Origin of the sequence: Amycolatopsis sp. NPDC001319, from assembly GCF_042896185.1 — a bacterium.
In the GTDB taxonomy this organism is placed as follows: Bacteria; Actinomycetota; Actinomycetes; order Mycobacteriales; family Pseudonocardiaceae; genus Amycolatopsis.
Genome location: NZ_JBIAWY010000005.1, coordinates 371,407 through 395,629, shown reverse-complemented (window position 1 = coordinate 395,629; position 24,223 = coordinate 371,407). Strand labels below are relative to the sequence as shown.

Genomic DNA, 24,223 nt, shown 5'->3' with positions numbered 1-24,223 from the left:
GACTATCGGGACGATGGTCTCAAAAGATTGCTCATCCAGGTGAATGCCGTCACCTCGGCGGGTCCCGCCGCCTGAATGGCCCTAATCTACCGGCCAGTAGAGCACTGTCCCGCGGCCGAGAGCCGGCCCCAACCGGGAGGTCGAAGAAGACCCATGACGAACATCGTTGTCCTGGTCAAGCAGGTACCGGACACCTATTCGGAGCGGAAGCTCTCCGGTGCCGACAACACACTTGACCGCGAATCCGCAGACGCCGTGCTCGACGAGATCAACGAGAAGGCCGTCGAAGAGGCGCTGAAGATCAAGGAGGCGGGCGAGGGCGAGGTCACCGTGATCTCCGTCGGCCCCGACCGCGCCACCGACGCCATCCGCAAGGCGCTGTCCATGGGCGCCGACAAGGCCATCCACGTCTCCGACGAGGCGCTGCACGGCTCCGACGCCATCGCCACCGCCAAGGTGCTGGCCGCCGCGATCGGCAAGGTCGAGGGTTACGACCTGATCATCGCCGGCAACGAGGCGTCCGACGGCCGCGGCGCCGCCGTGCCGGCGATCGTCGCCGAGCTGCTCGGCCTGCCGCAGCTGACCTACGTGCGCCAGCTGACCGTCGAGGGCTCCAGTGTGAAGGCCGACCGCGAGACCGAGGACGGCATCACCCACCTCGAGGCGAATCTGCCGGCGCTCGTGAGCGTCGGCGAGAAGATCAACGAGCCGCGCTACCCGTCGTTCAAGGGCATCATGGCCGCCAAGAAGAAGCCGGTCGAGACGTTCACCGTCGCCGACCTCGGCATCGACGCGGGCGAGGTCGGCCTCGCCAACGCGTGGTCCACCGTGCTCGAGTCGTCCCCGAAGCCGCCGCGCACCGCGGGCGAGAAGGTGGAGGACGAGGGCGACGGCGGCACGAAGGTCGCCGAGTACCTGGTCGCGCAGAAGCTCATCTGAGACACGGTTTCGAGGAGGATCACGAAAAATGGCTGAAGTACTCGTCCTCGTCGACCACGTCGACGGTGATGTCAAGAAGGTCACGCTCGAGCTGCTGACCGCCGCCCGCGCGCTGGGTGAGCCCTCGGCCGTCGTCGTGGGCCCCACGGGCACCGCGGCCAAGGCCAAGGAAGCGCTCGCCGGCCACGGCGCCGCGAAGGTCTACGTCGCCGAGGGCGACGACGCCACGAGCTACCTGGTGACCCCGAAGGTCGACGTGCTGACGAAGCTCGCGGAGCAGGCTTCGCCGGCCGCCGTGCTCGTCGCCGCCAGCGCCGAGGGCAAGGAGGTGGCCGCGCGCGTCGCCGTGCGGCTGGGCTCCGGTCTGCTCTACGACGCGGTGGGCGTGAACGCCGACGGTTCGGTGGACCAGTCCATCTTCGGTGGCGCGTTCTCCGTGAAGTCCAAGGCTGCCAAGGGCACGCCGGTGATCTCGGTGCGTCCGGGTGCCGTCGAGGCCGAGGCCGCCGACGGTGCTGCCGCTGAGGAGACCGTTGAGATTCCGGCGCAGGACGCGGCGAAGTCCGCGAAGGTGACCGGCATCGAGCCGATCGTCGGTGGCGACCGTCCGGAGCTCACCGAGGCCTCGATCGTCGTCTCCGGTGGCCGCGGTGTCGGTTCGGCCGAGAAGTTCGACGTCGTCGAGAAGCTGGCCGACTCGCTCGGCGCGGCTGTCGGCGCTTCGCGCGCAGCCGTCGACTCCGGCTACTACCCGGCGCAGTTCCAGGTGGGTCAGACCGGCAAGACGGTGTCGCCGCAGCTGTACATCGCGCTCGGCATCTCCGGCGCGATCCAGCACCGCGCCGGCATGCAGACGTCGAAGACGATCATCGCCGTCAACAAGGACGCCGAGGCGCCCATCTTCGAGATCGCCGACTTCGGCATCGTGGGCGACCTGTTCAACGTCGCGCCGCAGCTGACGGAGGCCGTGGAGAAGCGCAAGGGCTGACGTTTTCCCGCACCGAAGGCCGCTGGGCGATGTACCGCTCAGCGGCCTTCGGCGTATGTCGGACCCTGAGAAAAGCCTGAGAACCTGCAATTAACTCAACGTGCACTAATCGGTCATCGATTGGCACTCTCCGCGGTTTCCAGGTCGCAGGTACACAGTGTTCATGACGTCGTCTCAGCTCCTCGTCAGCACTGATCAGGCGGGTGTCGAGCTCCCGGCCGATGCGCCGAGGTACTCCCTGCTCGTGGCCCACGCGAACGAAGAAGTGCTCGCCGCGCAGAAGCTGCGGCACCAGGTTTTCGCCGAGGAGATGGGGGCCCACCTCAATTCCCTGAAGCCCGGTCTCGACGTCGACTACTTCGACGAGTTCTGCGACCACCTCGTGGTGCGCGACGACAAGACCGGCGACATCGTCGGCTGCTACCGCATGCTGCCGCCGGAGCGCGCCTCGCAGGCCGGCAGCCTGTATTCCGACAGCGAATTCGACCTGACAGCCCTTTCCGGCCTGCGCTCGACGCTCGTCGAGACCGGCCGTTCCTGCGTTCACCCGGACCACCGCAGCGGCGCCGTCGTGAGCCTGGTGTGGGCGGGGATCGCGCGGTACATGCTGCTTTCCGGCCACCGCTACCTCGCCGGCTGCGCGTCCGTGCCACTGAGCGACGGCGGCAGCTACGCCGCCGGCGTCTGGGATGTGTTGCGCGCCAAGCACTACGCCGACGAGACGCGCCGCGTTTCGCCGCTGCACCCGTGGGAGTCCGACTCCGTCGCCCGCCCCGACCGCGCCATGTTGCCGCCGCTGATCAAGGGCTACGTGCGGCTCGGCGCCGAGGTCTGCGGCCCGCCGGCACTCGACGAGGACTTCGGCGTCGCCGACTTCTTCGTGCTGCTCGACCTGCACAAGATCGACGAGCGTTACCTGAAGTTCTTCCTCGGAGTGCAGGTATGAGCCACGCCTGGATGCCGACGTCGCCCTGCGGCGATGGCTGCCTCACCGAAGGCGCTGCCACAGTCGCGTTCCCGCGCCGCGTGGTTCGCTTCGCGTCTGCGATCGGCGTGGTCCTCGCGGCTCTCCTGACCGCGCCCATGCTGCTCGTGCTGCGCGGCCGGGGCCGGGAACGCCTGGTCCGGACCATTTTCCACTCGGTCCTGCGCGCGTTCGGCGTGAAGCTGGTCGTCCAGGGCGGCGCCGACTTCCTCGCCGCCCCCGCCGGCCGCGGCGCGCTGGTGGTGAACAACCACATCTCGTGGCTGGACATCGTCGCCATCAACGCCCTGCGTCCGATGCGCGCCCTCGCGAAGGTCGAAATCGGCTCCTGGCCGGTCCTCGGCACCCTCGTCCGCCGCGGCGGCAGCATCTTCCTCGACCGCGAACGCCTCCGCACGCTGCCCGACACCATGACCGAGCTCGCCGACGCCCTGCGCTCCGGCTCGCTCGTCAACGTCACCCCCGAAGGCACCACGTGGTGCGGCCTCGCGTCGGGCCGCTTCACCACGGCCACCTTCCAGGCCGCCATCGACGGTGGCGTGCCCGTCCGCCCCATCGCCCTGCGCTACCGCCTCGCCGACGGCCGCGAGACCAGCATGCCGGCCTTCATCGGACCGGAGTCCCTCATCGCCTCCCTGCGGCGAGTGGCCTCGCTGCGCGGCTTGGTCCTCGAGGCGCATGTCTGCCCTGAGATCGCCCCGGGGCGTGCGGAAGACCGCCGCTCGCTCGCCGCCCTTGCGGAGGCGTCGGTGCACTCGGCGCTTGGGACAGTCCGGATCCCGGCCCAGGGTCGCCGTCGGGTGTCCACGGCTCCTCCGGCCAAGGCGTCCGTCGAGACGGCCGAGGCGCAGCCGGTTCACTGAGCCGGCTTTGATGCTTGACCTGCAGGTTCGCGGGTGTCGCCACTGAACGGCGACACCCGCGAACCACTGTTTTGCTCTGATGCAACGCTCGCGTCGCCACTGAGCGGCGACACCCGCAAACCGCTGTCTACTCAGACGCGGCGGTCGCGTCGCCTGGGCGTCGCCACTGAACGGCGAAACCCGGCAAGCACGTGCGACCGACCTCGCGTTCGCGCTTGCCGTGAGACGCCGGACTCTGGTTGCCGCCTCGCGGACGTCGCCCCAGGCGCCGTTCGCAGGCCGTCGCCACTGAGCGGCAAATCCCGTGCGAGCGGTTCTCCGGCCAGCCACAGAACGCCGAGCCCGGACGACGTTTCCCGCGTGTCGCCACTCAGCGGCAACGTCGGCGAGCACCCCTCCAACCAGCCTCCGGAGAAGACCTCACCAACCGACCCGACACCATCGCCTTTCAGCGGCAAAACTCTCTGACCAGGCAATTATCCCAAGAAATCGGCGTGATGATCGAAGACCTCCACACGATCAGGTGGAGCTTGTCTCAGCCGAACCACCTCCGGCTGAGACGTTCGACCCCTCAGATCGTCAGGAAACGACGATCGTGATCTTCCCTCCCGGATGCCCCGCCTGACTCTCCTCCTGTGCGGCCGCGGCGTCCTCCAGCGGATAACTCTTGCCCTGCGCGATCTGCAGCCCGCGTCCCGCGTACTCGAGGATCTCCTCCAGCACCTCGGGCTTCTGGTCGTCCGCGCCACCGGCCGAGAACGGCAGCCCGAGCTCGAACGCCGCCCCGTCCGCGATGGTCACCACCCGCTCCTTCGACCCGCGAAGCTCCACGGACTCCGGCAGCACGCCGTGACCCGACGCGTCGAACACGGCGTCCACCGGCCGGTCTGCCGCGTCGCGGACGCGCTCCGGCCAGCCGTCGCCGTAGAGGACGGGGATGGCGCCGAGCGACTTCACGTCGTCGAGGCTGCGTTGTCCCGCCGTGCCGATGACGGTTGCCCCGAGCGCGACGGCCGCCTGCGTCGCGAAGCGCCCGACAGTGCCGCTTGCGCCGTGGATCAGCAGCAGGTCGCCGGCCTTGACGTCCAGCAGCCGCAGGACGCGTAACGCCGTTTCGCCGGCTACGGGCAACGCCGCTGCGTCTTCCCACGACAGGCTGGCCGGCTTGCGGGCGATGGCCGTGGCCAGCGCATACTCCGCGTACGCGCCGGTGGTCGACCACCCGAAGACCTCGTCGCCGACGGCCACCGTCGCGCCGTCGCCCACCGCGTCCACGACGCCGGAGAACTCGGCGCCGGGGATCTGCGGGGCCTTCGGCGCGGAGCCCTGGGCCATGGCGCCGCTGCGGATCTTCCAGTCGATGGGGTTCACGCCCGCGCGCCGCACGGCGACGCGGACCTGCCCGGGGCCGGGTTCGGGCAGCGGGACGTCGCTGAGCTGCAGGACGTCCGGGCCGCCGTACGCGGCGAAGGTGATGGCTCGCATGGTTCCTCGTACTTTCCTTCGATTCGGGACGGTCGTTCGTCCTGCTTCGAGTCAACTGTCCCGCGTCGCGATCCGAACCGCTCGGACGAGTAGCGTTCACTATCCGGAAGAGCAGGACCGGTCCCTTCGTACGCGCCTACCGTGGACACATGGACGCCTCCTGGACGAACCCGGCCCACGTGCTCGACGTCGCCGTGCGTGTCATCTCCGCACCGCGGCCCGAGATGCTGCCGCGCTTCTCGCAGGAGCTCGCCGCCGTGCTGCCGCACCGCGCGGCCGCCATGCAGACGGGCGACTGCCCGCGCAGCCCGTTCAAGGTCACCGGCGACACGACCATCACCGGTGCCGTGACCAGCGCGGAGCTGGACCACCTCGCCGAGCGAGCCGTCCCGGGTGAGGCCGTGGTCCTCGACGGTGTGCTCGCCGGCGTCGAACGCCGCCTGGTCCTGCTCACCTCTCGTCCCGCCGTCGGCAACGGTGCGGTGATCGCCCTGGTGCCGTCCGTTGCCGAGCCGTCCGCCGAGGCCTTGGGGCTCGCCGCCCGTCTCTGGCACCTGACCAGCACAGACGCCGGTCAACGCACCGTCGACCCCGGTCCCGACGTCCTCGCGAGCAACCTCGCCGCCGCGTCCGCGCGCGCCCAGACCGTCACCGACCTCGGCCAGACGCACGCGGCCACGCTCGTCGCGCTCCTGGCCGTCCTGCGCTCGGGCCGGCTCGGCGACGCGGCCGCGCGCCAGACGGCGACCGACCTGGCCGCTCGCGCGCTCCTGGACCTGCGCGCGGTTGCGGACCGTGACCAGGCGTTGTCCGCGGAGTCCGCTCGCGCCGCGTTCGGCGTGCTCGCCGACCAGCTTTCGCCGGTGGTCGGCCACGCCGACGTCGCCGTCGACCTCGTCGCCCCCACCGACGACCGCCAGCTGCGGCAGGACATCGCCCACACGGCCCGCACCGTCACGCGCGGCCTGGTCATCGCGGCCCTCGACCGCCCCGGCACGACCCGCATCCGCGCTTCCTGGCGCCTCGACGGCGCCGCCCTCCGCATCACCGTCCGCGACGACGCGCCGGACATCCCCGACGTCGTCCTCGACCCGGGCCTCACCGAACGCATCACGCCCCTCGGCGGCAGCTGGGAGGTCGACGCCGTCCCGGGCTGGGGTGCGACGATTACCGCCGCCCTGCCGCTGGACACCGTCGAGCCGCCCGAACTGCGCCCGCTCGACCGGCTCAACGCGCGGGAGGTCGAAGTCCTTTCGGGCATTTCGCAGGGGCTGCGCAACCGTCAGATCGCCGCGCAGCTGCAGCTCAGCGAGCACACGGTGAAGTTCCACGTGCGCAACCTCCTCGAGAAACTCGAGGTCAGCTCCCGCGGCGAGGCCGCCGCGCTCGCCCGCGACCTGAGGCTCGATCCGGTGGCGGTGCACCGGACCGCGTGAAAAGCGGCTTGACCTCCACAGGGCTGGAGGTTGCAGGCTGTCGATCATGAGCCGAACCGTCGATGCCCAGGCCCAGCCCCGAAGAAGCGTGCTGTGGAGCCGCGAGCACCGGCTCACGACGATCGGCTTGCTGCTCGTGGTCACGTTGGTGGCCTTCGAAAGCATGGGCGTCGCCACGGCCATGCCCACGCTCGTCGCCGAACTGCACGGCCTCGCGCTGTACTCGTGGCCGTTCACGACGTTCCTGATCGCCAGCGTCGTCGCGACCGTCCTGTCCGGCCGCATGGGCGACCGTCGCGGCCCGGCACCCGCGCTCCTGGCCGGTCCGGCGCTGTTCGCCGCCGGCCTCGTGGTGGCCGGCACTGCAACGTCGATGCCCATGCTGCTGGCCGGCCGCGCCCTCCAGGGTCTTGGCTCAGGCTTCCTGCTGGTCGCGGTGTCCCTGCTCATCGCCCTGACGTTCACCGACCGCGAACGCCCCGTCATCTACGCCGCGAACGCCGCCGCCTGGGTCCTGCCCGCCGTGATCGGCCCTTCGGTCGCCGGCCTGATCACCGTCAGCATCGGGTGGCGCTGGGTATTTCTCGGCCTGGTTCCGCTGGTCGCCGTCGGTGTCGCGCTGCTGGTCGTCGTCGTTCGCGGCTTGCCCGATCACGTCCCGGCCGCGGAGGCGCGCCGCGCCGGCGTCGTCCCGGCCGTCGTCGCCGCGCTCGGTGTCGCCGCCTTGACGTGGGCCGCTCAGCACCCGTCGCCTCTCGCCCTCGTCTATGGCGCCGTCGGCCTCGTGGCGCTCGGGTTGGCGCTTCGGAAGCTGCTCCCCGCAGGCACTTTGACCTTCCGCCCCGGTCTGCCCACCGTCGTCGCCTCCCGCGCTTTGCTTTCCGGCGCCTACGCAGGGATGGAGGCCTACCTGCCCCTCACGATGAGCGCCGTCCACGGCTACGGCCCCGCCCTGGCCGGCTTGCCGTTGACGATCACCGCCCTCGGCTGGTCGGCCGCCTCCGGACTTCAGGGACGGTTCCTGGACTGGTCCCGCGAGGCGACGCTCCGCATCGGCTTCGGCCTGGTCGCCGTGGCCTTGGTGGGCTTCGGCTTCATCGCGCAGCCCTGGTGCCCCGCGTGGCTGGCCTTCGTGATCTGCGCCATCGGCGGTGCCGGGATGGGCATCGCCATGCCGGCGATCTCCGTCCTCCTGCTCCGCTACTCCCCGGAAGGCGAACGCGGCTTCAACACCTCCGCGATGCAGCTGGCCGACTGGGTCGGCTCGGCCCTGCTCATCGGCCTCGGCGGCGTCCTGCTGGCCGTGGTCGCCTCGGCCGTTCACCCGTCGCCGGCGATGGCGATCCTCGCTGTTGCCCTCGTTCTGCTCGCTTTGCTGGGAGTTCGAGTGACCAGCCGATGGCCGCGGAAGGTGTGACAGGCCACTTCCGGGCCCAGGGTGGACTTCGTCACGGGCTGGAGCGGACTACCCTGATGTGGCGATGACCTATCTCGACCATGCGGCGACCACCCCGATGCTGCCCGAAGCCGTTGCGGCGATGACCGAGGCTTTGTCCACCGTGGGCAACGCCTCCGCACTGCACTCTTCGGGACGCCGCGCGCGCCGTGTCGTGGAGGAGTCCCGCGAGATCATCGCCGAAGCCCTGGGCGCCCGCCCCTCCGAAGTGATCTTCACTGGAGGCGGCACGGAGAGTGACAACCTCGCGGTCAAGGGCATCTACTGGGCCCGCCAGAACGCCGACCGTGGTCGCCGCCGTGTCTTGTGCAGTGTCGTGGAGCACCACGCCGTCCTCGACACCGTCGAATGGCTCGAGTCCCAGTGTGGCGCCGAGATCACCTGGCTCGAAGTCGACGACCAGGGTCGCGTCTCGCCGGCCACCTTGCGCGCCGCGATCGAGTCCTCGCCCGAGACCGTCGCCCTCGCAACGGTCATGTGGGCCAACAACGAGGTCGGCAGCATCAACCCGATCGCCGAGCTCGCCGCCATCTGCGCCGAGCACGGCATCCCGCTGCACACCGACGCCGTCCAGGCCGTCGGCGCCGTCCCGGTCGACTTCGCAGCCAGCGGCTCCTCCGCCCTCACCTTGACGGGCCACAAGCTCGGGGGCCCGTACGGCGTTGGCGCCCTCCTCCTCGGCCGCGACACCGAGTGCACCCCGGTTTTGCACGGTGGCGGCCAGGAACGCAGCGTGCGCTCCGGCACCCTCGATGTCCCGGCCATCGTCAGCTTCGCCACCGCTGTCCGCGTGGCGGCCGAGGGCCGCGCCGAATACGCCGCGCGCGTCGAGAAGCTCCGCGACGAACTCATCGCGGCGGTCCAGCGCGAGGTCCCCGACGCGATCCTCAACGGCGGTCGCGGCGAGCGCCTGCCCGGCCATGCCCACTTCACGTTCCCCGGCTGTGCCGGCGACAGCCTGCTGATGCTGCTGGACGCCAAGGGAATCGAATGCTCCACCGGCTCGGCCTGCACCGCTGGTGTCGCCCAGCCGAGCCACGTGTTGCTGGCGATGGGCGCCGACGCCGCGGCTGCGCGCGGCTCCTTGCGCTTCTCGCTGGGCCATACATCGATACTGGATGACGTGACCGCGCTCGCGCGGGAGATCGGCGGGGTCGTCGCCCGGGCGCGGCAGGCAGGACTTGCCGGCATGCGCAAGCAGACCCAGAAGCAAGAGGTGTAAGCGATGCGGGTACTGGCTGCAATGAGCGGAGGAGTCGACTCGGCCGTCGCCGCGGCGCGGGCGGTTGACGCGGGCCACGACGTCGTCGGCGTGCACCTGGCGCTGTCCGCGAAACCAGGCACGCTGCGGACGGGTTCGCGCGGCTGCTGCACCATCGAGGACTCACACGACGCCCGCCGCGCAGCCGACATCCTCGGGATTCCCTTCTACATCTGGGATTTCGCCGAGCGCTTCACCGAAGAGGTCGTCGAGACGTTCGTCGGTGAGTACGCGGCCGGCCGAACGCCCAACCCGTGCGTGACTTGCAACGAGAAGATCAAGTTCGAGGCGTTGCTGGAGAAGGCAATGGCGCTCGGATTCGATGCGGTGGCCACCGGCCACTACGCGCGCCTGGCGACGGTTGATGGCGAGCTCGAGCTTCGCCGGAGCGCCGACGAGGGCAAGGACCAGTCATACGTGCTGGCTTCTCTTACGCCCGAACAGCTCAGCCACGCGATGTTCCCGCTGGGCGACTCGTGGAAGTCGGACGTCCGCGCGGAGGCGGAGCAGCGTGGACTTTCGGTGGCTCACAAGCCGGACAGCCACGACATCTGCTTCATCCCCGACGGTGACACCAAGCAGTTCCTTGAGAGCCGCCTGGGGCAGCGACCGGGTCAGCTCGTCGACGCGGAGACCGGAGCCGTTCTCGGACAGCACACGGGCGTGCACGGATTCACCGTCGGCCAGCGCAAGGGCCTCGGCATCGACGCGCCGGCCACTGATGGGCGACCCCGCTACGTGCTTTCGCTCGAGCCTGTTTCGGGCACGGTGAAGGTCGGGTCGTCGACCGGCCTCGGCGTTGACGTGATCGAGGCCGACCGGGCGATCTGGCCCGGCGGGCGCGCACTCGACGGTCCGACCGAATGCGTCGTGCAGGTTCGAGCGCACGGCGGTATCGCCGAAGCCGTGGCCGAGGCCAATGGCGAGCACGTCAGCGTCCAGCTGCGCGAGCCGCTCCGGGGTGTTGCTCCGGGGCAGGTCGTGGTCTTGTACCGGCCGGACGCCGGTGCGGGCGATCTCGTCCTCGGCAGCGCGAAGATTTCCAGCACGCGTTGATCTCGTCGCTCAAGCTCCCTTGCGCGTCTCCAAGGGCTGCTTGACCTGCTGGTCAGGCTCATGCAGCGGCGGCGGGATGCTCTCGACCGTTTGGCCGGTCGGCGTCGTGATGACGAGCTTTCCGTCCTCGATGACCTGATACTTCCAATCGACTCGATTCTTGAGTCGCCGGTGGCGGATGCAATAGCTCAGCGTCTCATCGGCGTCGGTTGTCGACTCGCCCTTTGTCGGCGTCGGTTCAGTCAGGCAGTTGTGTGCGGGCCGCGGGCACCCGGGCTGACGGCACTCTCGATCCCGGACCCGTACGAACTCCTCGAGGTCGATGGTCGGCCGGTAACGGAACTTGCCGACTTCGATCACCTGCCCAGTGAGCGGGTCGGTGATGATCCGCCGCAGCGTTGTGTCGGCGCCGGTCGCGATGTGCCGAGCAACCTCGGCCGGAACGTGCCCGTGCCCGGCCATCTCGGCTGGGTTGTCATTGAGCCCGAGGTAAGTCTGGAGATCGACGTACAGGTAAACCTCGGCCTGCTCGGCGGCGCCGCCCTTGCCGGTCAGGAGGAGGTCGAGCGCGACGTCCGCGCGCAGTTGGTCGAGAGTCCGCTTCTCGTCGCTTGTCTTGAGAGCCCGGGCGATTTTGTCGATACGGAGATAAGCGGCAGTGGCCTTCTCCGTGCGCGCGTTGTCGATGGACAACTGCGAGATGCCCTCGGACTGGTGGTGCAGGACGGTCCGGCGTTCGGCGCGCCGTTGCGTGACACGGTTCGCCGCGCCTTCGGGGTCGGTTTTCATCGCGGCGTACGCGGTGGCTTTGCGGATCTGCGTCGGGTTCTTGTCGGACAGGCGGTCTTCCAGCAGGGTGTCGACGATCCGGGCGTGCTGGTCGGACAGCCACACGGTGCCTTCAGTGACCTTCATGGCGCGATACAGGTCGACGAACCCGCTGTCCATGAGGCGAAAGGTCCTGGGAAGTCGGCTCGCCAGCGCCTCCGCCGCGGAAATCATCGCGCCGGCGCGGTTGTCCGTGAGGTGCAAGGTCAACGCTACTTCAGACGCCAGTTCTCGGGCGTCCGATCTTCGTCTGCGCAGCCCGGCGAGGCAGTGGAGTTGAAGCGCTTGAAGTCGGGCGATCTGGTGACCCGCCTCCTTGGCCACCTGCATGAGCTGCCCCGTCTGCAAGCGCTCGAAAATCTCGAGATTCCCTTGCATGGCACGGAGAAGAAAGTCGAGATCGGCGGTTTCGGGGCTGTTGGAATCGTCAGTGACGGTAGTCGCCGACTTCGATTTGGTCATGGCGGCGACGATGCGCATCAGTGGGTGCGTGGTCATCAAAATGGCACGAACGGGCCGTTCGCGCACTTTTCTTGGCGTCACGTTTGATTTGTGGCAACGTGGAGTCGTCGGGCGTAGCGGCGGCCAGGGGAGACCTGTGCTGAATGGCAGTCGGAGGAAAGGTCAGAGGTGCAGCTTGAAACCGGTGTGGCTGGCCACGAAACCGAGTCGTTCGTAGAACCGGTGGGCTGCGATCCGGGAAGTGTCGGAGGTGAGCTGTACCAGGGCACATCCGCGCCGCCGCGACTCGTCGATGGCCCATCGGACGAGGTCTCCGCCGACGCCGGCGCTTCGGTGGTCGCTGCGGACCCGCACCGCTTCGATCTGCCCGCGGAGGGCGCCCTGACGAGCGAGACCGGGGATGATCGTCAGTTGCAGCGTCGCCACGGGTTCGTCGTTCGACGTTGCCACGACCAGAAGCTGTTGCGGATCGGCGTCGATGGCATCAAAGGCGCGCAGGTAGGGCTCGAGGTCGTCGGCTGAGTCCCTGGTCGCGCCGAGTTGGTCGTCGACGAGCATGCGCACGATGGCTTCGACGTCGTCGCGGCGGGCTTTCCTTACGGTGATACCGGGCATGGTGATCAGTATTCCAGCGTGGGTGACGTCGTTGTCGCTGCTGTTGTCAGGAGATCAGTTCGTCCGGTAGTGGCGAACTCCGTCGATCTGCTGGACTGTCAGCTTGTTCTGCGAGACCAGGAGGTCGAGATGGGCTCCCGTTTCGAGGACGGCGAGCATCTGGTTGAACGCGTCCATTTCGGACAGTTTGCGGCCACGTCGGGTCCAGCCCAGCCGGCTGGCGGTTTCGAACGCGGTGCTGGCTCCGGCGTCGACTTGGGCGGTAATCGTCTCGAGGCGCTGGCGGTGGTGTTCGAGCAGCTCGTCGATGCGTTTGTGCACGCTGTCCGCGACCGGCCCGTGGGCCGGCAGCATGCGCTGGTCGGGCAGGGCACGGACCAGGCGCAGTGAGTCGAGGTAGTCGTTGAGCGGCAACTCGGCCGGCACCGGCTGGAAACCGATCGACGGTGTGATGTGGGGCAGGACGTGGTCGCCCGAGAACAACAGGCCTGCGGCGTCGTCGAGGAAAACGACGTGGCCGGTGGTGTGGCCAGGGGTGTGGACCACTTCGAGCTGGCGGTTCGGCAGGACCTGGCGGCGGCCTGGGGTGAGCCACTCGTCCGGGTCCTCCCACAGGTCGAGGTCGGTGCGGCTGGGGACGTCGGCGAACATTCGCCCCAGAGCGGCGATGACTTCGTCGGCGCCGGAGTGGCGAAGGAGCTCGATCTGGGCGTGCATCGGAAGCTGGTCCGGGTCGGCGGTGACCTTTAACGAAGGTTCCTCCAACTGGCCCAAGGAGATCTTGTTGCCGAATTCGCGCCGAAGGGCGACGGCCTGCGTGTAGTGGTCGCGGTGCACGTGGGTGACGAGGAACTCGCGCACGTCACCGAGTTCGGCGCCGATGCCCTTGAGCGCCTCGGCCAGGAGCTGGCGCGCTTCGGTGAGGGCCCAGCCGGAGTCGACGAGGGCGAGGGTGGTGCCATCGGTCACGGCGTAGACGTTCACTGCGCGGAGGGCGTCGTTCGGCAACGGCAACGGGATCCGGTAGACGCCGGCGGCCACTTCGTAGACCCCGGGTTCTGTCCAGTTCCGGTTGCTGTCTTCGGGCAACGGCTCCACGGCGACCTCCGTCCAGGCAGGACTCCGGCGTCCCGGCCTTTCGCCTCACATTGGGCCGTCACCGGCGCGGTGTCCACCTGGGCGGCCTGAGACAACGGTCACGTGGTCAGGTGGTCTGGCGGGTGAGGGCCGTGTCGATCGTGAGCGTTGTGGCGACGACCATGCTGGCCAGGGGTTCGGGCAGCTGGTGCGGGATTTCGACGAGGTAGGTGTCACCAGCGATCGGCGAGGGCCCGGACGGCGCGCGGCTGACGCGGGCGACCTCGGTGTTGGCGTGGTTCCTGATGGCCACGTCCCACGCTTGGCTGCCGGTGGCCGCGACGCGGCCGACGGTGCGGCCGTCGACGACGAAGGTGAAGCGGGTGTCGCCCTGGGCGCGGGCAGGGACGATTTCGCCGATCGGGGTTTCGTCGGCGCGGGTGACGACGAAGCGGGTGCGCAGGTCCCTGGCCGGCCTCGCCACTTTCAGTACCGTGCTGTGGTTGGCGTCGCGGACCTCGAACTTGTGGGTGACGTACTGGTCGTATTTCGGCAACAGGCGCGCGGCCTTGTGCAGGAACCCTTGGCTGACGTCGGCCACACCGCCGACGCGGGTGCCGTCGCGGTCGAAGACGCTGAATTCCTCGGTGGTCTCGACGACCTCGGTGCGTCGGCTGACGATGAGGACCGCTTCGGTGAACAGGGTCCCGCCGAAGGAGCGGCCCGGGTAGCGGCGTTCGGGGATGCGCGGCTCGTCGTCCCACCGGCGCAGCCGGGTGGGACTCACCTCGTCGGGGTGCCGGCCCGGCGGTGGTGGCGAGGAGCTCGTCATGGCCATCCAGAGTATCGCTGTCTCCGCGAATTCGGTGCTGGCAAAGGGATATGCGGCGAATGTCCGGCTCACTCGGGTGACCCCGGCGAGGGCGGTGGGAGGCATCGGGGTGGGTTCGGCGAGAATTCGCCCGTGACTGAACGAGCTTGGCCCGACGGCGCGGCCACCGCGATCGGCTCGATGCCCGGGGCGGACCCGGCCGAGGCGGCCGCCGTCGTGTTCGGCGAGCTGCCCGACTTCCCGCATCTGCCGGAGTTGCCGGGGCGTGGGGTGGGGGCCGACATCCTTGGTCGCACCGCGGCGTTGTTGGTGGACCTGGCCGTGGAGGTGGTGCCGAGCGGGTACCGCGTCGCGGGGCGGCCCGGGCACGATCACCGGCGAGGGCGGGACCTGCTGCAGTGGGATCTCGACGCCGTGCAGGAAGCGCGTGAAAAAGCGGGCGTCGTGCCGCCGGTGTTCAAGACGCAGGTGGCCGGGCCGTGGACGCTCGGTGCCGGCATAGAGCTGCCGCGCGGGCATCGTGTGCTCACCGACCGCGGCGCGCTGCGGGACTTCACGTCCTCGCTGCTGGACGGCCTGGCCCAGCACGTCGCGGAGCTGAAGGCGCGGATCGGGGCACCGATCGTCGTGCAGATCGACGAGCCGTCGTTGCCGGCGGTGCTTGCCGGGAGTCTGTCGACGCCGTCGGGCTACGGGAACGTGTCGGCGGTGCCCGAGCCGGAGGCGCGGGAACTCCTGTCGACCATGATCGAGGGTGTGCGGGCGATCACGGACCAGCCCGTCGTCGTGCACTGTTGCGCGCCGAAGCCGCCGCTCGCGCTGCTCCGGGCGGCCGGCGCGGACGCGATCGCGTTCGACGTCACGCTGCTCGGCAAGGCGTCGGCCGAGACGCTGGACGCGATCGGCGAAACGTGGGACAGCGGCACCTCGCTGTTCCTCGGCCTCGTCCCGGCGACGGACCCCGGTACGCGCCCGACGCTCAAGGACGTCGCCGACCCCGCGTTCAGGCTGGTGGACCGCCTCGGTTTCAACCGCTCGATCCTGGCCGAACGCGCCGTCCCGACGCCGACCTGCGGGATGGCCGGCGCCACGAACGAGTGGATGCGCCGTGCCCTCGCCCTCACCCGCGACCTCGGCAAGGCCTTCGTGGAGCCGCCCGAGACGTGGTGAGCGCGCGGTAGCGTGGCGGGCAACGATCGACAACGGGGGATGTTCCATGGGCCTGTTCCGCCGCCGCGCTGCTCGCACCGGCGCTGACACCGATGGCAAAGCTACGCCGCCCGACCCGCGCACGCCGTGGCCGGCCCAGGCCGTGCCGTCGGACGTCGAGGCGGCCGCGGCGAAGTTCTGGGAAGGCTGGTTCGAGCTGCTCCCGGAGGTCAACGCGGCCCTGGGCGACCGTGAACCGCACCGCGTCGAGCACGATCTCTGCGTGCTGGTCGAGGCCCTGCACCCGCGACTGCACTTCTCGCTCGAACGCGGCCATCACGCCATCTACGCCCTCGTGGTCACCGGCCAGGAGGACCCGGAGCTGCGGCCGTTCACCGACGCCTGGAAAGCCGCCGCCCCGCCGGACGACGCCATCTGGGAGCACCACGACTCCGTGCCGCCGGTTCCGGACCCGACCGAGGTCACGGTGAACCTCGGCGACCACCGCATCTCGCTGGCCGACGTGCGTGTCGTCGCGCAGGTGGACGAGGACGTGGTCGACGTGGCCGTCTACCACCCCGCGCTGGCCGACCTGGAGCCGGCGGCACGCACCACCATGACCTTCCTCCCGTTGGATGCCACGCTCGGTGAGCGGGTCGCCGCCGAACGGCTACGCCGCGTCGAGACCGCGGAGACGGAGCCGGAGAGCACGATCAGCCTCCTGCAGCTCCGTGACCTGGTCCGGGGTCTGAACGGCCAAGAGGACGAAACTGTCGGCACCTCCGGCTAGGGTTACCACCCGTGAGCAGCGACCTTCCCCACGACCAGCTGGCCGCCCCCGCCGAACCGGCAGCGGAGGTGCAGGACGTCACCGACGTTCCCGCCGACGTGCGCGAACGCCACGCCGCCCTCGCCGAGGACGTCCGCGGCCATCAGTTCCGTTACTACGTGCTGGACTCGCCCATCGTCTCCGACGGGCAGTTCGACGCGCTCCTCGGCGAGCTGCAGGGGCTCGAAGACGAGTATCCGGCGCTGGTCACGCCGGATTCGCCGACGCAGAACGTCGGCGGCACGTTCTCCACCGACTTCACCGCGTACGACCACCTCGAACGCATGCTGAGCCTGGACAACGTCTTCGACACCGACGAGTTCCTTACCTGGGTGGAGCGCGTCGAGAAGGAGATCGGCTCGACGGAGTACCTCGCCGAGCTGAAGATCGACGGCCTGGCCATCAACCTCCTCTACGAGGACGGCAAGCTCACGCGCGGCCTCACCCGCGGCGATGGCCGCACGGGCGAGGACGTCACGCTCAACATCCGCACGCTGGAGCAGGTCCCCGACGAGCTCACCGGCACCGACGAGTTCCCCGTGCCGAAGCTCATCGAGGTGCGCGGCGAGGTCTTCTTCCGCGTCGAGGACTTCCTGGAGCTCAACGCGAAGATGGTCGAAGCGGGGAAGCCGCCGTACGCGAACCCGCGCAACACGGCCGCGGGGTCGTTGCGGCAGAAGGACCCGCGCATCACCAAGGAACGCCGGCTGCGGCTGATCTGCCACGGTCTGGGCAAGCGCGAGGGCTTCGAGCCGGTGACGCAGTCGCACGCGTACGACGCGCTCGTGGCGTGGGGCCTGCCCGTTTCGCCGCACACGCGCGTGCTGCACACGGCGAAGGAGCTCACCGACCACATCGCGTACTGGGGCGAGCACCGGCACGATGCCGAACACGAGATCGACGGCGTGGTGATCAAAGTCGACCAGGTCGCGCTGCAACGCCGGCTCGGCACCACTTCGCGTGCGCCGCGGTGGGCGATCGCCTACAAGTACGCGCCGGAAGAGGCGATCACGACGTTGCTCGACATCCAGGTGGGCGTCGGGCGCACGGGGCGCGTCACGCCGTTCGCCGTCACGGAGCCGGTGAAGGTCGCGGGCTCGACGGTGGCGCGCGCGACGCTGCACAACGCGGAAGAGGTCAAGCGCAAGGGCGTCCTGATCGGCGACCGCATCGTGATCCGCAAGGCGGGCGACGTCATCCCCGAGGTGATGGGACCGGTCGTCGACGCGCGAACGGGGAACGAGCGCGAGTTCGTCATGCCCACGCACTGCCCGGAATGCGGCACGGAACTCGCCTATCAGAAGGAAGGCGACAAGGACATCCGCTGCCCGAACACCCGCTTCTGCCCCGCGCAGCTGCGGGAACGGCTGTTCCACCTGGCCGGGCGCGGCGCGTTCGACATCGAGGTGCTCGGGTACGAGGCGGCCGTCGCGCTGCTCGACGCACGCGTGGTCGCCGACGAGGGCGACGTGTTCGACCTCAGCGAGGACGCATTGTCCGAGGTGGAACTGTTCCGCACCAAGGCCGGCGACCTCTCGGCCAACGCGCACAAGCTCCTCGCGAACCTCGACGCGGCGAAGGACCGTCCCTTGTGGAAGGTGATCGTCGCGCTGTCGATCCGCCACGTCGGGCCCACGGCGGCGCAGGCGCTGGCGCGCGAGTTCGGGTCGATCCAGCGGGTCGAGGAGGCGAGTGAGGAGGAGCTCGCCGACGTCGACGGCGTCGGGCCGACCATCGCGCACGCCGTGCAGGAGTGGTTCGAGGTCGACTGGCACCGGGAGATCGTCGAAAAATGGCGACGCGCCGGCGTGCGGATGGAAGAGGAACGCGACGACTCGATCCCGCGTCACCTCGAGGGGCTGTCGATCGTGGTCACGGGCTCGCTCGACGGGTTCTCTCGCGACGAGGCCAAGGAAGCCATCATGGCCCGCGGAGGCAAGGCGGCGGGGTCGGTGTCGAAGAAGACGGCGTTCGTCGTGGCGGGCGAGGCGCCGGGGTCGAAGTACGAGAAGGCTGTGCAGCTGAAGGTGCCGGTGCTCGACGAGGACGGTTTCCGCGTGCTGCTGGAGCGGGGCCCGGACGCGGCCGCCGAGGTGGCCCTGGACACCGGCGCCGGCGAGGAGGCGGACGGGGAGCCGTCGGATGGGTGACGTCGAGATCAGGCCGCCGCGGGCCGAGGAGTTCGCGGCGGTGGGGGAGCTGACGGTCGAGGCGTACCGCCTGGACGGCCTGCTCTCCGACGAGGTCGGGTACGAGAAGGAGCTGCGCGACGTCGCCCACCGGGCGGAGCACGCCGAGCTGCTGGTGGCTGCGGAGGGCGACGCGGTCCTCGGGACGGTCGCGGTGGTGCGACCGGGTACCTCGTACGCGGAGATCTCGCGTGAGGGAGAGCTGGAGTTCCGGATGCTGGCCGTCACCGGTGCCGCGCGGGGGCGTGGGATCGGCGAGGCGCTCACGCGGGCGGTGCTGGAGCGGGCGCGCGAGTTGGGGCTGGGGAAGGTCGTGCTGAGCAGTCTCGATCGGATGCGGACGGCTCATCGGCTGTACGAGCGCATCGGGTTTCGGCGATTGCCGGAGCGGGATTGGCGGCCGTTGCCGAATGTCAGCTTGATCGCGTACGAGTACGATTTGTAAGGGGTTTGCGCTGGTCAGGGTTTTTTGCCGCTGAGTGGCGACGGGTTGGGCGGGACTGGAACCGGGCGCGTGGGCAGGGTCGGACGCCTGCCTGATTGTGGTGGCGGATCGCCGAGGTGATGAGGCTCTCGACAGCGCGTCGGCGGCAGTCGGGCGAATGGCCTGAGCGTCGAGAGGTTGTGGTTCGCCGGCTCTTGGTGTTGCCGCGAGATGGCGAGACCACAGATCGGTGTCGTCGACGGGCGGCCAAGCTCACAGCTCACGCGTGACTGGTCGGCGTTACCGGATGAGGTGTCGTCGCTTCTCAACGGCGACACGGTCGAACGCTAGGAAAGTCGGCCCTGAGAGGACCGTCGCTCCCTGCACGAAGCCATCGCCGTTTCGCGGCGAATCCCAGGTCAGCGAAGGATTCCGCTCAGCTGTCCAGGACGACGGCGACGATGCCGGCGAAGTGCGCCAGCCGGGCGACCTCCGCGGCGCGGAAGTTGGGCCCACCGGGCCGGGCCACGAGAAGAGCTTTGCCCGGCTTGCCCAGCGGCGTCGCCGCGAGCTCCGTGCCCAATTCCTTCCACGTCTCCGGGATCCAGTCCTCTTCACCGTCGAGGACGGTGGCGCGCTCCAGCGGCAGCCAGGGCAGGTCCGTGAACGGGTTCTCCGGCGCCGCGCTCGACGAGGCCAGCCGGCGTGTGCCCGATTCCCGGTGCTCCACGACGACGGCCCAGCCGGCGCGGATGATCTTCGGCACACCCTCGGCCAGCAGGTCCAGCCCGGACTTCGGCTGCGCGGCGATCTCCTCCACCAGCTCCAGCTCGCGGTGGGTGTCGAGAATCCCGGCGTACGGTCGGACGGCGTCGACCTCGACGCCTTCGATGCTTTCGGCCGCGGTGATGAGGGCGTCCGGCAGGCGGCCGGACGGGAGCTCGACCACGAGGTCGTCGATGGCGACCCCGCCGCCGCGCTCCACGACGTCGACGCTGAGGATGTCGGCGCCGACGGTGCCGAGCGCCGTCGCGACGGCGCCGAGGGTGCCGGGGGAGTCCGGAAGCTGGACCCGCAGCAGGAACGACACCACACGCCCCTCTCGCCTCAGGCGTTCCGCCTTGTCGCGGAACGCGGTAACCGGGCGCCGATTGTGACAGACCGGGTACTTCTTGGGGACCGCTGTCCGGCGAACGGGACACCCCGGGTCGCAGCAGGTCCGGCCATAACCCGGTCGAGCCGTCCGGCGCCGCCACCATAGACTTGCAGCTTCCGACCGCACCCGCACAGCACACCCCGGGAGTCACCCGCGTGCCCAACATTTCCCGAGACGAGGTCGCGCACCTCGCCAAGCTGGCCAGGCTGGCCGTCACCGATGACGAGCTGGACGTCTTCGCGGGCCAGCTCGACCAGATCCTGGACTCGGTGGCGAAGGTGAGCCAGGTCGCCGCGGCTGACGTCCCGCCGACCTCGCACTCCGTGCCGCTGACGAACGTCTTCCGCGAGGACGAGCTCCGCCCCTGCCTGACGCAGCAGCAGGCACTGGCCGGCGCGCCGGCCGCCGAGGAGGGCCGGTTCCGGGTGCCGCGGATTCTGGGAGAAGAACAGTGAGTGAACTCGTCAAGCTGACCGCCGCCGAGCTGGCGGCGAAGATCCACGCGCGTGAGGTCTCCGCGGTCGAGGTCACCCAGGCACACCTGGACCGGATCGCCGAGGTCGACGACCACGTCCACGCGTTCCTGCACGTCGACACGGAAGGCGCGCTCGGCGCGGCCAAGTCCGTCGACGAGAAGCTGGCCGCGGGGGAGCAGCCCGCGTCGCCGCTGGCGGGCGTGCCGCTGGCGCTCAAGGACGTGCTGACCACCGAGGGCATCCCCACCACGTGCGGTTCGCGCACGTTGGAGGGGTGGATCCCGCCGTACGACGCGACCGTCACGCGCAGGCTGCGCGAAGCGGGCGTCGTCATCCTCGGCAAGACGAACATGGACGAGTTCGCGATGGGCTCGTCCACGGAGAACTCCGCCTTCGGCCCCACGCACAACCCGTGGGACCACGCCCGCATCCCGGGCGGTTCGGGCGGTGGCTCGTCGGCGTCGATCGCGGCGTTCGAGGCCGCGCTGGCCATCGGCACGGACACCGGCGGCTCGATCCGCCAGCCGGGCGCCGTCACCGGCACCGTCGGCGTGAAGCCGACGTACGGCGGGGTTTCGCGCTACGGCCTCGTCGCCTTCTCGTCGTCGCTCGACCAGGCTGGCCCGTGCGCGCGGACGGTGCTCGACGCCGCGCTGCTGCACGAGGTCATCGCCGGCTACGACCCGATGGACTCGACGTCGATCGACGCACCGGTCCCACCGGTCGTCGCCGCGGCGCGCGAGGGGGCCAATGGCGACCTCAAGGGCGTGCGCGTCGGCGTGGTGAAGGAGTTCGCCGGCGACGGCTACCAGGCCGGCGTGCTGCGGTCGTTCCAGGCCGCCGTCGAGCAGCTTCGCGCGCTGGGCGCCGAAGTGGTCGAGGTCTCGTGCCCGCACTTCGTCTACGCGCTGCCCGCGTACTACCTGATCGCGCCGAGCGAGGCGTCGTCGAACCTCGCGCGGTTCGACGCGATGCGCTACGGCCTGCGCGTGGCCGACGACGGCACACACAGCGCCGAAGAAGTCATGTCCCTGACGCGCGAAAAGGGCTTCGGCGCCGAGGTGAAGCGCCGGATCATGCTGGGCACGTACGCGCTTTCGTCGGGCTACTACGACGCCTACTACGGCTCGGCCCAGAAGGTGCGCACGCTCATCACGCAGGACTTCACGTCCGCGTTCGAGCAGGTGGACGTGCTCGTGTCGCCGACGACGCCGACCACGGCGTTCAAGATCGGCGAACGCGTGGACGACCCGATGGCGATGTACCTCGCCGACCTCTGCACCATCCCGTCGAACCTCGCGGGCAACGCCGCGATGAGCGTCCCGAGTGGACTGTCCGACGAGGACGGCCTGCCGGTCGGCCTGCAGATCATGGCCCCGGCGCTCGCCGACGACCGGCTCTACCGCGTCGGCGCCGCCTACGAGGCCGCACGCGACGCCGCCGCCGGCGGGTCGCTCGTGCACAAGGTCCCGGAGCTGGGAGGAACGAAGTGACTGCCGTGGCCGAGTTGATGGACTACGCCGACGTCGTCGAGCGCTTCGACCCGGTGCTCGGGCTCGAGGTCCACGTCGAGCTCAACACGAAGACGAAGATGTTCTGCGGCTGCGCCAACGAGTTCGGCGGCGAGCCGAACACGAAGACGTGCCCCACCTGCCTCGGCCTGCCCGGCGCGCTGCCCGTGGTGAACGGCAAGGCCGTGGAGGGCGCGATCCGCATCGGGCTGGCGCTCAACTGCGAGATCGCCGAGTGGTGCCGCTTCGCGCGGAAGAACTACTTCTACCCGGACCAGCCGAAGAACTTCCAGACCTCGCAGTACGACGAGCCGATCGCCTTCAACGGCTACCTCGACGTCACGCTCGACGACGGCGAGGTCGTGCGCGTGGAGATCGAGCGCGCGCACATGGAGGAGGACACCGGCAAGTCGCTGCACATGGGCGGCGCGACCGGCCGGATCCACGGCGCGGACTACTCACTGCTGGACTACAACCGTGCGGGCGTGCCGCTGATCGAGATCGTCACCAAGCCGATCGAGGGCACCGGCGCGCGGGCGCCGGAGGTGGCGCGCGCGTACGTTTCGGCGCTGCGCGACCTGCTGCGCGCGCTCGACGTGTCCGACGTCCGCATGGACCAGGGGTCCCTTCGCTGCGATGCGAACGTGTCGCTGATGGACAAGGACGCCACCGAGTTCGGCACGCGCACGGAGACGAAGAACGTCAACTCGCTGCGCAGCGTCGAGCGCGCCGTGCGGTACGAGATGACCCGCCAGGCGGCGATTCTCGCGGGCGGCGGTTCGATCAAGCAGGAGACGCGGCACTTCCAGGAGGCCGACGGCACCACGTCCGGCGGACGCACCAAGGAGACCGCGGAGGACTACCGGTACTTCCCGGAGCCCGACCTGGTGCCGATCGCGGCGTCGCGCGAGTGGGTCGAGGAGCTGCGCAAGACGCTGCCGGAGATGCCGGCCGAGCGGCGCAAGCGGATCCAGACCGAGTGGAACCTGTCGGACGAAGCGCTGCGCGACCTGCTGAACGTCGGCGCCGTCGACCTCGTCGCGGCCACGGTCGAGGCCGGCGCGAAGCCGGACGAGGCCCGCGGCTGGTGGGTCAACACGCTGGCGCAGGAGGCCAACGCGCGCGAGGTCGAGCTCTCCGAGCTGGCGATCACGCCGGTGCAGGTGGCCGAGGTGATCGCGCTCGTGTCCTCGGGTGAGCTGACGAACAAGCTCGCCAAGGAGGTCGTCCAGGGCGTGCTCGCGGGCGAGGGTTCGCCGCGCGACGTGGTGGACAAGCGCGGGCTGAAGGTCGTTTCCGACGACTCCGCGCTGATCACCGCCGTCGACGAGGCGCTGGCCGCACAGCCGGACGTCGCCGAAAAGATCCGCGGCGGCAAGGTCGCCGCGGCGGGCGCGATCGTCGGCGCGGTAATGAAGGCCACCAAGGGCCAGGCCGACGCCAAGCGCGTGCGCGAGCTCATCATCGAGCGCGTCGGTTCCTGAGTGGCGTTCTCGATCAAACGCGTCACGTGGCGCGAGTGGCTCGGTCTGGGGGCCGGGCTGCTCGCGCTCGTGGCGGTGTTCCTTCCCTGGACGGTCCTCACCGCCGACACGGCCACGGCCGACGTCCGCGACGCCTTCAACTCCCTGCCCCACGACGACGTCGTGCGCTCGGCTTGGCATTCGGACTTCTTTTCGTGGTTCCCGCCGTTGGTGCTCGTGCTGGTCGGACTTGTGGTGGTGTTCTTCGGGCAGGTTCGGAAGGTCCGGGTCAGCGGCCTGCCGCACCTGTGGCTCGTCGCGGGCCTCGCCGCGCTGCTGCTCATGGTCATCGGCTGGACGACGCTGGACTGGGTCTTCGACAGCGACCAGCGGGCGTTCCTGGAAACCGCCGGTGTGATGATCAACCCGGGGGTTGGCCGGTACGTCGCGTTGCTCGCCGCGCTGGTGTCCATCGCCGCCTCGATCCTGGACATCCGGGCTGCGCGGGCGGAAAGTCGGGCTCCGCGCTATCGCCGCTAAGGGGCGAACCCGCCGTCGCCTCTCAACGGCGACGGCCTGTTCGCCCGGGAGCGGCAACGGGATTCGCCGCTGAACGGCGACAGCTGGCTCGCGCGGGAACCAGAACGGGGATTCGCCGCTGAACGGCGACAGCTGGCTCGCGCGGGAACCAGAACGGGGATTCGCCGCTGAACGGCGACAGCTGGCTCGCGCGGGAACCAGAA

22 protein-coding genes are annotated in these 24,223 nt (G+C 69.7%); 16 read left to right on the top strand and 6 right to left on the bottom strand.

Going from position 1 to position 24,223, the window contains the following annotated elements; all coding sequences use genetic code 11:
* Nucleotides 1-153 precede the first annotated feature (153 nt).
* The 4 genes from ACFY1H_RS21030 to ACFY1H_RS21015 all read left to right on the top strand — a co-directional run bounded on the left by ACFY1H_RS21030 (nucleotide 154) and on the right by ACFY1H_RS21015 (nucleotide 3,775).
* Nucleotides 154-939: an electron transfer flavoprotein subunit beta/FixA family protein gene (locus ACFY1H_RS21030; protein WP_366579278.1), complete on the top strand. Its 786-nt coding sequence runs from the start codon at nucleotides 154-156 to the stop codon at nucleotides 937-939.
* 28 nt (nucleotides 940-967) lie between these two features.
* Nucleotides 968-1,927 carry an electron transfer flavoprotein subunit alpha/FixB family protein gene (locus ACFY1H_RS21025; RefSeq protein WP_366579280.1) on the top strand — a complete coding sequence of 320 codons (960 nt, stop codon included), beginning with the start codon at nucleotides 968-970 and terminating at the stop codon, nucleotides 1,925-1,927.
* A gap of 163 nt (nucleotides 1,928-2,090) precedes the next feature.
* Nucleotides 2,091-2,873: a GNAT family N-acetyltransferase gene (locus tag ACFY1H_RS21020; RefSeq protein ID WP_386948575.1), complete on the top strand. Its 783-nt coding sequence runs from the start codon at nucleotides 2,091-2,093 to the stop codon at nucleotides 2,871-2,873.
* A complete protein-coding gene (locus tag ACFY1H_RS21015; RefSeq protein ID WP_386948573.1) occupies nucleotides 2,870-3,775 on the top strand; it encodes a lysophospholipid acyltransferase family protein in 906 nt (301 codons plus the stop codon). The genes ACFY1H_RS21020 and ACFY1H_RS21015 overlap by 4 nt, the downstream gene beginning before the upstream one ends.
* Nucleotides 3,776-4,354: 579 nt before the next feature.
* Here the strand turns inward: ACFY1H_RS21015 and ACFY1H_RS21010 are convergent.
* Nucleotides 4,355-5,260: an NADP-dependent oxidoreductase gene (locus ACFY1H_RS21010; RefSeq protein ID WP_386948570.1), complete on the bottom strand. Its 906-nt coding sequence runs from the start codon at nucleotides 5,258-5,260 to the stop codon at nucleotides 4,355-4,357.
* A gap of 149 nt (nucleotides 5,261-5,409) precedes the next feature.
* Between ACFY1H_RS21010 and ACFY1H_RS21005 the strand changes: the two genes are divergently transcribed.
* The 4 genes from ACFY1H_RS21005 to mnmA all read left to right on the top strand — a co-directional run bounded on the left by ACFY1H_RS21005 (nucleotide 5,410) and on the right by mnmA (nucleotide 10,469).
* Nucleotides 5,410-6,696 carry a LuxR C-terminal-related transcriptional regulator gene (locus tag ACFY1H_RS21005; RefSeq protein WP_386948567.1) on the top strand — a complete coding sequence of 429 codons (1,287 nt, stop codon included), beginning with the start codon at nucleotides 5,410-5,412 and terminating at the stop codon, nucleotides 6,694-6,696.
* Between the two features lie 46 nt (nucleotides 6,697-6,742).
* Nucleotides 6,743-8,113: an MFS transporter gene (locus tag ACFY1H_RS21000; protein ID WP_386948564.1), complete on the top strand. Its 1,371-nt coding sequence runs from the start codon at nucleotides 6,743-6,745 to the stop codon at nucleotides 8,111-8,113.
* 64 nt (nucleotides 8,114-8,177) lie between these two features.
* A complete protein-coding gene (locus tag ACFY1H_RS20995) occupies nucleotides 8,178-9,374 on the top strand; it encodes a cysteine desulfurase family protein (RefSeq protein ID WP_386948561.1) in 1,197 nt (398 codons plus the stop codon).
* 3 nt (nucleotides 9,375-9,377) lie between these two features.
* Nucleotides 9,378-10,469: a tRNA 2-thiouridine(34) synthase MnmA gene (gene mnmA / locus ACFY1H_RS20990; RefSeq protein WP_386948558.1), complete on the top strand. Its 1,092-nt coding sequence runs from the start codon at nucleotides 9,378-9,380 to the stop codon at nucleotides 10,467-10,469.
* Nucleotides 10,470-10,478: 9 nt separating this feature from the next.
* On the opposite strand, the gene ACFY1H_RS20985 is transcribed toward mnmA, so the two are convergent.
* The 4 genes from ACFY1H_RS20985 to ACFY1H_RS20970 all read right to left on the bottom strand — a co-directional run bounded on the left by ACFY1H_RS20985 (nucleotide 10,479) and on the right by ACFY1H_RS20970 (nucleotide 14,283).
* On the bottom strand, nucleotides 10,479-11,777 hold the full coding sequence (locus tag ACFY1H_RS20985) for a DUF222 domain-containing protein (protein ID WP_386948555.1): 1,299 nt from the start codon (nucleotides 11,775-11,777) through the stop codon (nucleotides 10,479-10,481).
* Between the two features lie 144 nt (nucleotides 11,778-11,921).
* The gene (locus ACFY1H_RS20980; RefSeq protein WP_386948552.1) at nucleotides 11,922-12,374 is read right to left on the bottom strand and encodes a GNAT family N-acetyltransferase; all 453 of its coding nucleotides are present in this window, start codon (nucleotides 12,372-12,374) and stop codon (nucleotides 11,922-11,924) included.
* A gap of 54 nt (nucleotides 12,375-12,428) precedes the next feature.
* A complete protein-coding gene (locus ACFY1H_RS20975) occupies nucleotides 12,429-13,472 on the bottom strand; it encodes an MBL fold metallo-hydrolase (RefSeq protein WP_386948549.1) in 1,044 nt (347 codons plus the stop codon).
* A gap of 106 nt (nucleotides 13,473-13,578) precedes the next feature.
* Entirely contained in the window at nucleotides 13,579-14,283 is a 705-nt protein-coding gene (locus ACFY1H_RS20970; RefSeq protein ID WP_386948546.1) for a scramblase, read from the bottom strand.
* Nucleotides 14,284-14,415: 132 nt separating this feature from the next.
* Between ACFY1H_RS20970 and ACFY1H_RS20965 the strand changes: the two genes are divergently transcribed.
* The 4 genes from ACFY1H_RS20965 to ACFY1H_RS20950 are packed head-to-tail and all read left to right on the top strand — an operon-like array spanning nucleotide 14,416 to nucleotide 18,895.
* The gene (locus ACFY1H_RS20965) at nucleotides 14,416-15,453 is read left to right on the top strand and encodes a methionine synthase (RefSeq protein ID WP_386948542.1); all 1,038 of its coding nucleotides are present in this window, start codon (nucleotides 14,416-14,418) and stop codon (nucleotides 15,451-15,453) included.
* Between the two features lie 46 nt (nucleotides 15,454-15,499).
* The gene (locus tag ACFY1H_RS20960) at nucleotides 15,500-16,222 is read left to right on the top strand and encodes a hypothetical protein (protein WP_386948539.1); all 723 of its coding nucleotides are present in this window, start codon (nucleotides 15,500-15,502) and stop codon (nucleotides 16,220-16,222) included.
* Nucleotides 16,223-16,233: 11 nt separating this feature from the next.
* Nucleotides 16,234-18,411, top strand: coding sequence for an NAD-dependent DNA ligase LigA (gene ligA / locus ACFY1H_RS20955; protein ID WP_386948536.1), 2,178 nt, complete (start codon nucleotides 16,234-16,236; stop codon nucleotides 18,409-18,411).
* Entirely contained in the window at nucleotides 18,404-18,895 is a 492-nt protein-coding gene (locus ACFY1H_RS20950; RefSeq protein WP_366579306.1) for a GNAT family N-acetyltransferase, read from the top strand. Before ligA ends, ACFY1H_RS20950 begins: the two co-directional genes overlap by 8 nt.
* A 415-nt stretch (nucleotides 18,896-19,310) precedes the next feature.
* On the opposite strand, the gene ACFY1H_RS20945 is transcribed toward ACFY1H_RS20950, so the two are convergent.
* Nucleotides 19,311-19,964: an amino acid-binding protein gene (locus tag ACFY1H_RS20945; RefSeq protein ID WP_386948533.1), complete on the bottom strand. Its 654-nt coding sequence runs from the start codon at nucleotides 19,962-19,964 to the stop codon at nucleotides 19,311-19,313.
* A gap of 221 nt (nucleotides 19,965-20,185) precedes the next feature.
* On the opposite strand from ACFY1H_RS20945, the gene gatC reads away from it, so the two are divergent.
* From gatC to ACFY1H_RS20925, 4 genes are read left to right on the top strand one after another with little or no spacing between them, the layout of a single operon-like run.
* Nucleotides 20,186-20,485: an Asp-tRNA(Asn)/Glu-tRNA(Gln) amidotransferase subunit GatC gene (gatC, locus tag ACFY1H_RS20940; protein WP_364055905.1), complete on the top strand. Its 300-nt coding sequence runs from the start codon at nucleotides 20,186-20,188 to the stop codon at nucleotides 20,483-20,485.
* Nucleotides 20,482-21,999: an Asp-tRNA(Asn)/Glu-tRNA(Gln) amidotransferase subunit GatA gene (gene gatA, locus ACFY1H_RS20935; protein ID WP_386948529.1), complete on the top strand. Its 1,518-nt coding sequence runs from the start codon at nucleotides 20,482-20,484 to the stop codon at nucleotides 21,997-21,999. The genes gatC and gatA overlap by 4 nt, the downstream gene beginning before the upstream one ends.
* Nucleotides 21,996-23,501: an Asp-tRNA(Asn)/Glu-tRNA(Gln) amidotransferase subunit GatB gene (gatB, locus tag ACFY1H_RS20930; RefSeq protein ID WP_386948526.1), complete on the top strand. Its 1,506-nt coding sequence runs from the start codon at nucleotides 21,996-21,998 to the stop codon at nucleotides 23,499-23,501. The genes gatA and gatB overlap by 4 nt, the downstream gene beginning before the upstream one ends.
* Nucleotides 23,502-24,020, top strand: coding sequence for a hypothetical protein (locus ACFY1H_RS20925; protein ID WP_366579312.1), 519 nt, complete (start codon nucleotides 23,502-23,504; stop codon nucleotides 24,018-24,020).
* Nucleotides 24,021-24,223 lie beyond the last annotated feature (203 nt).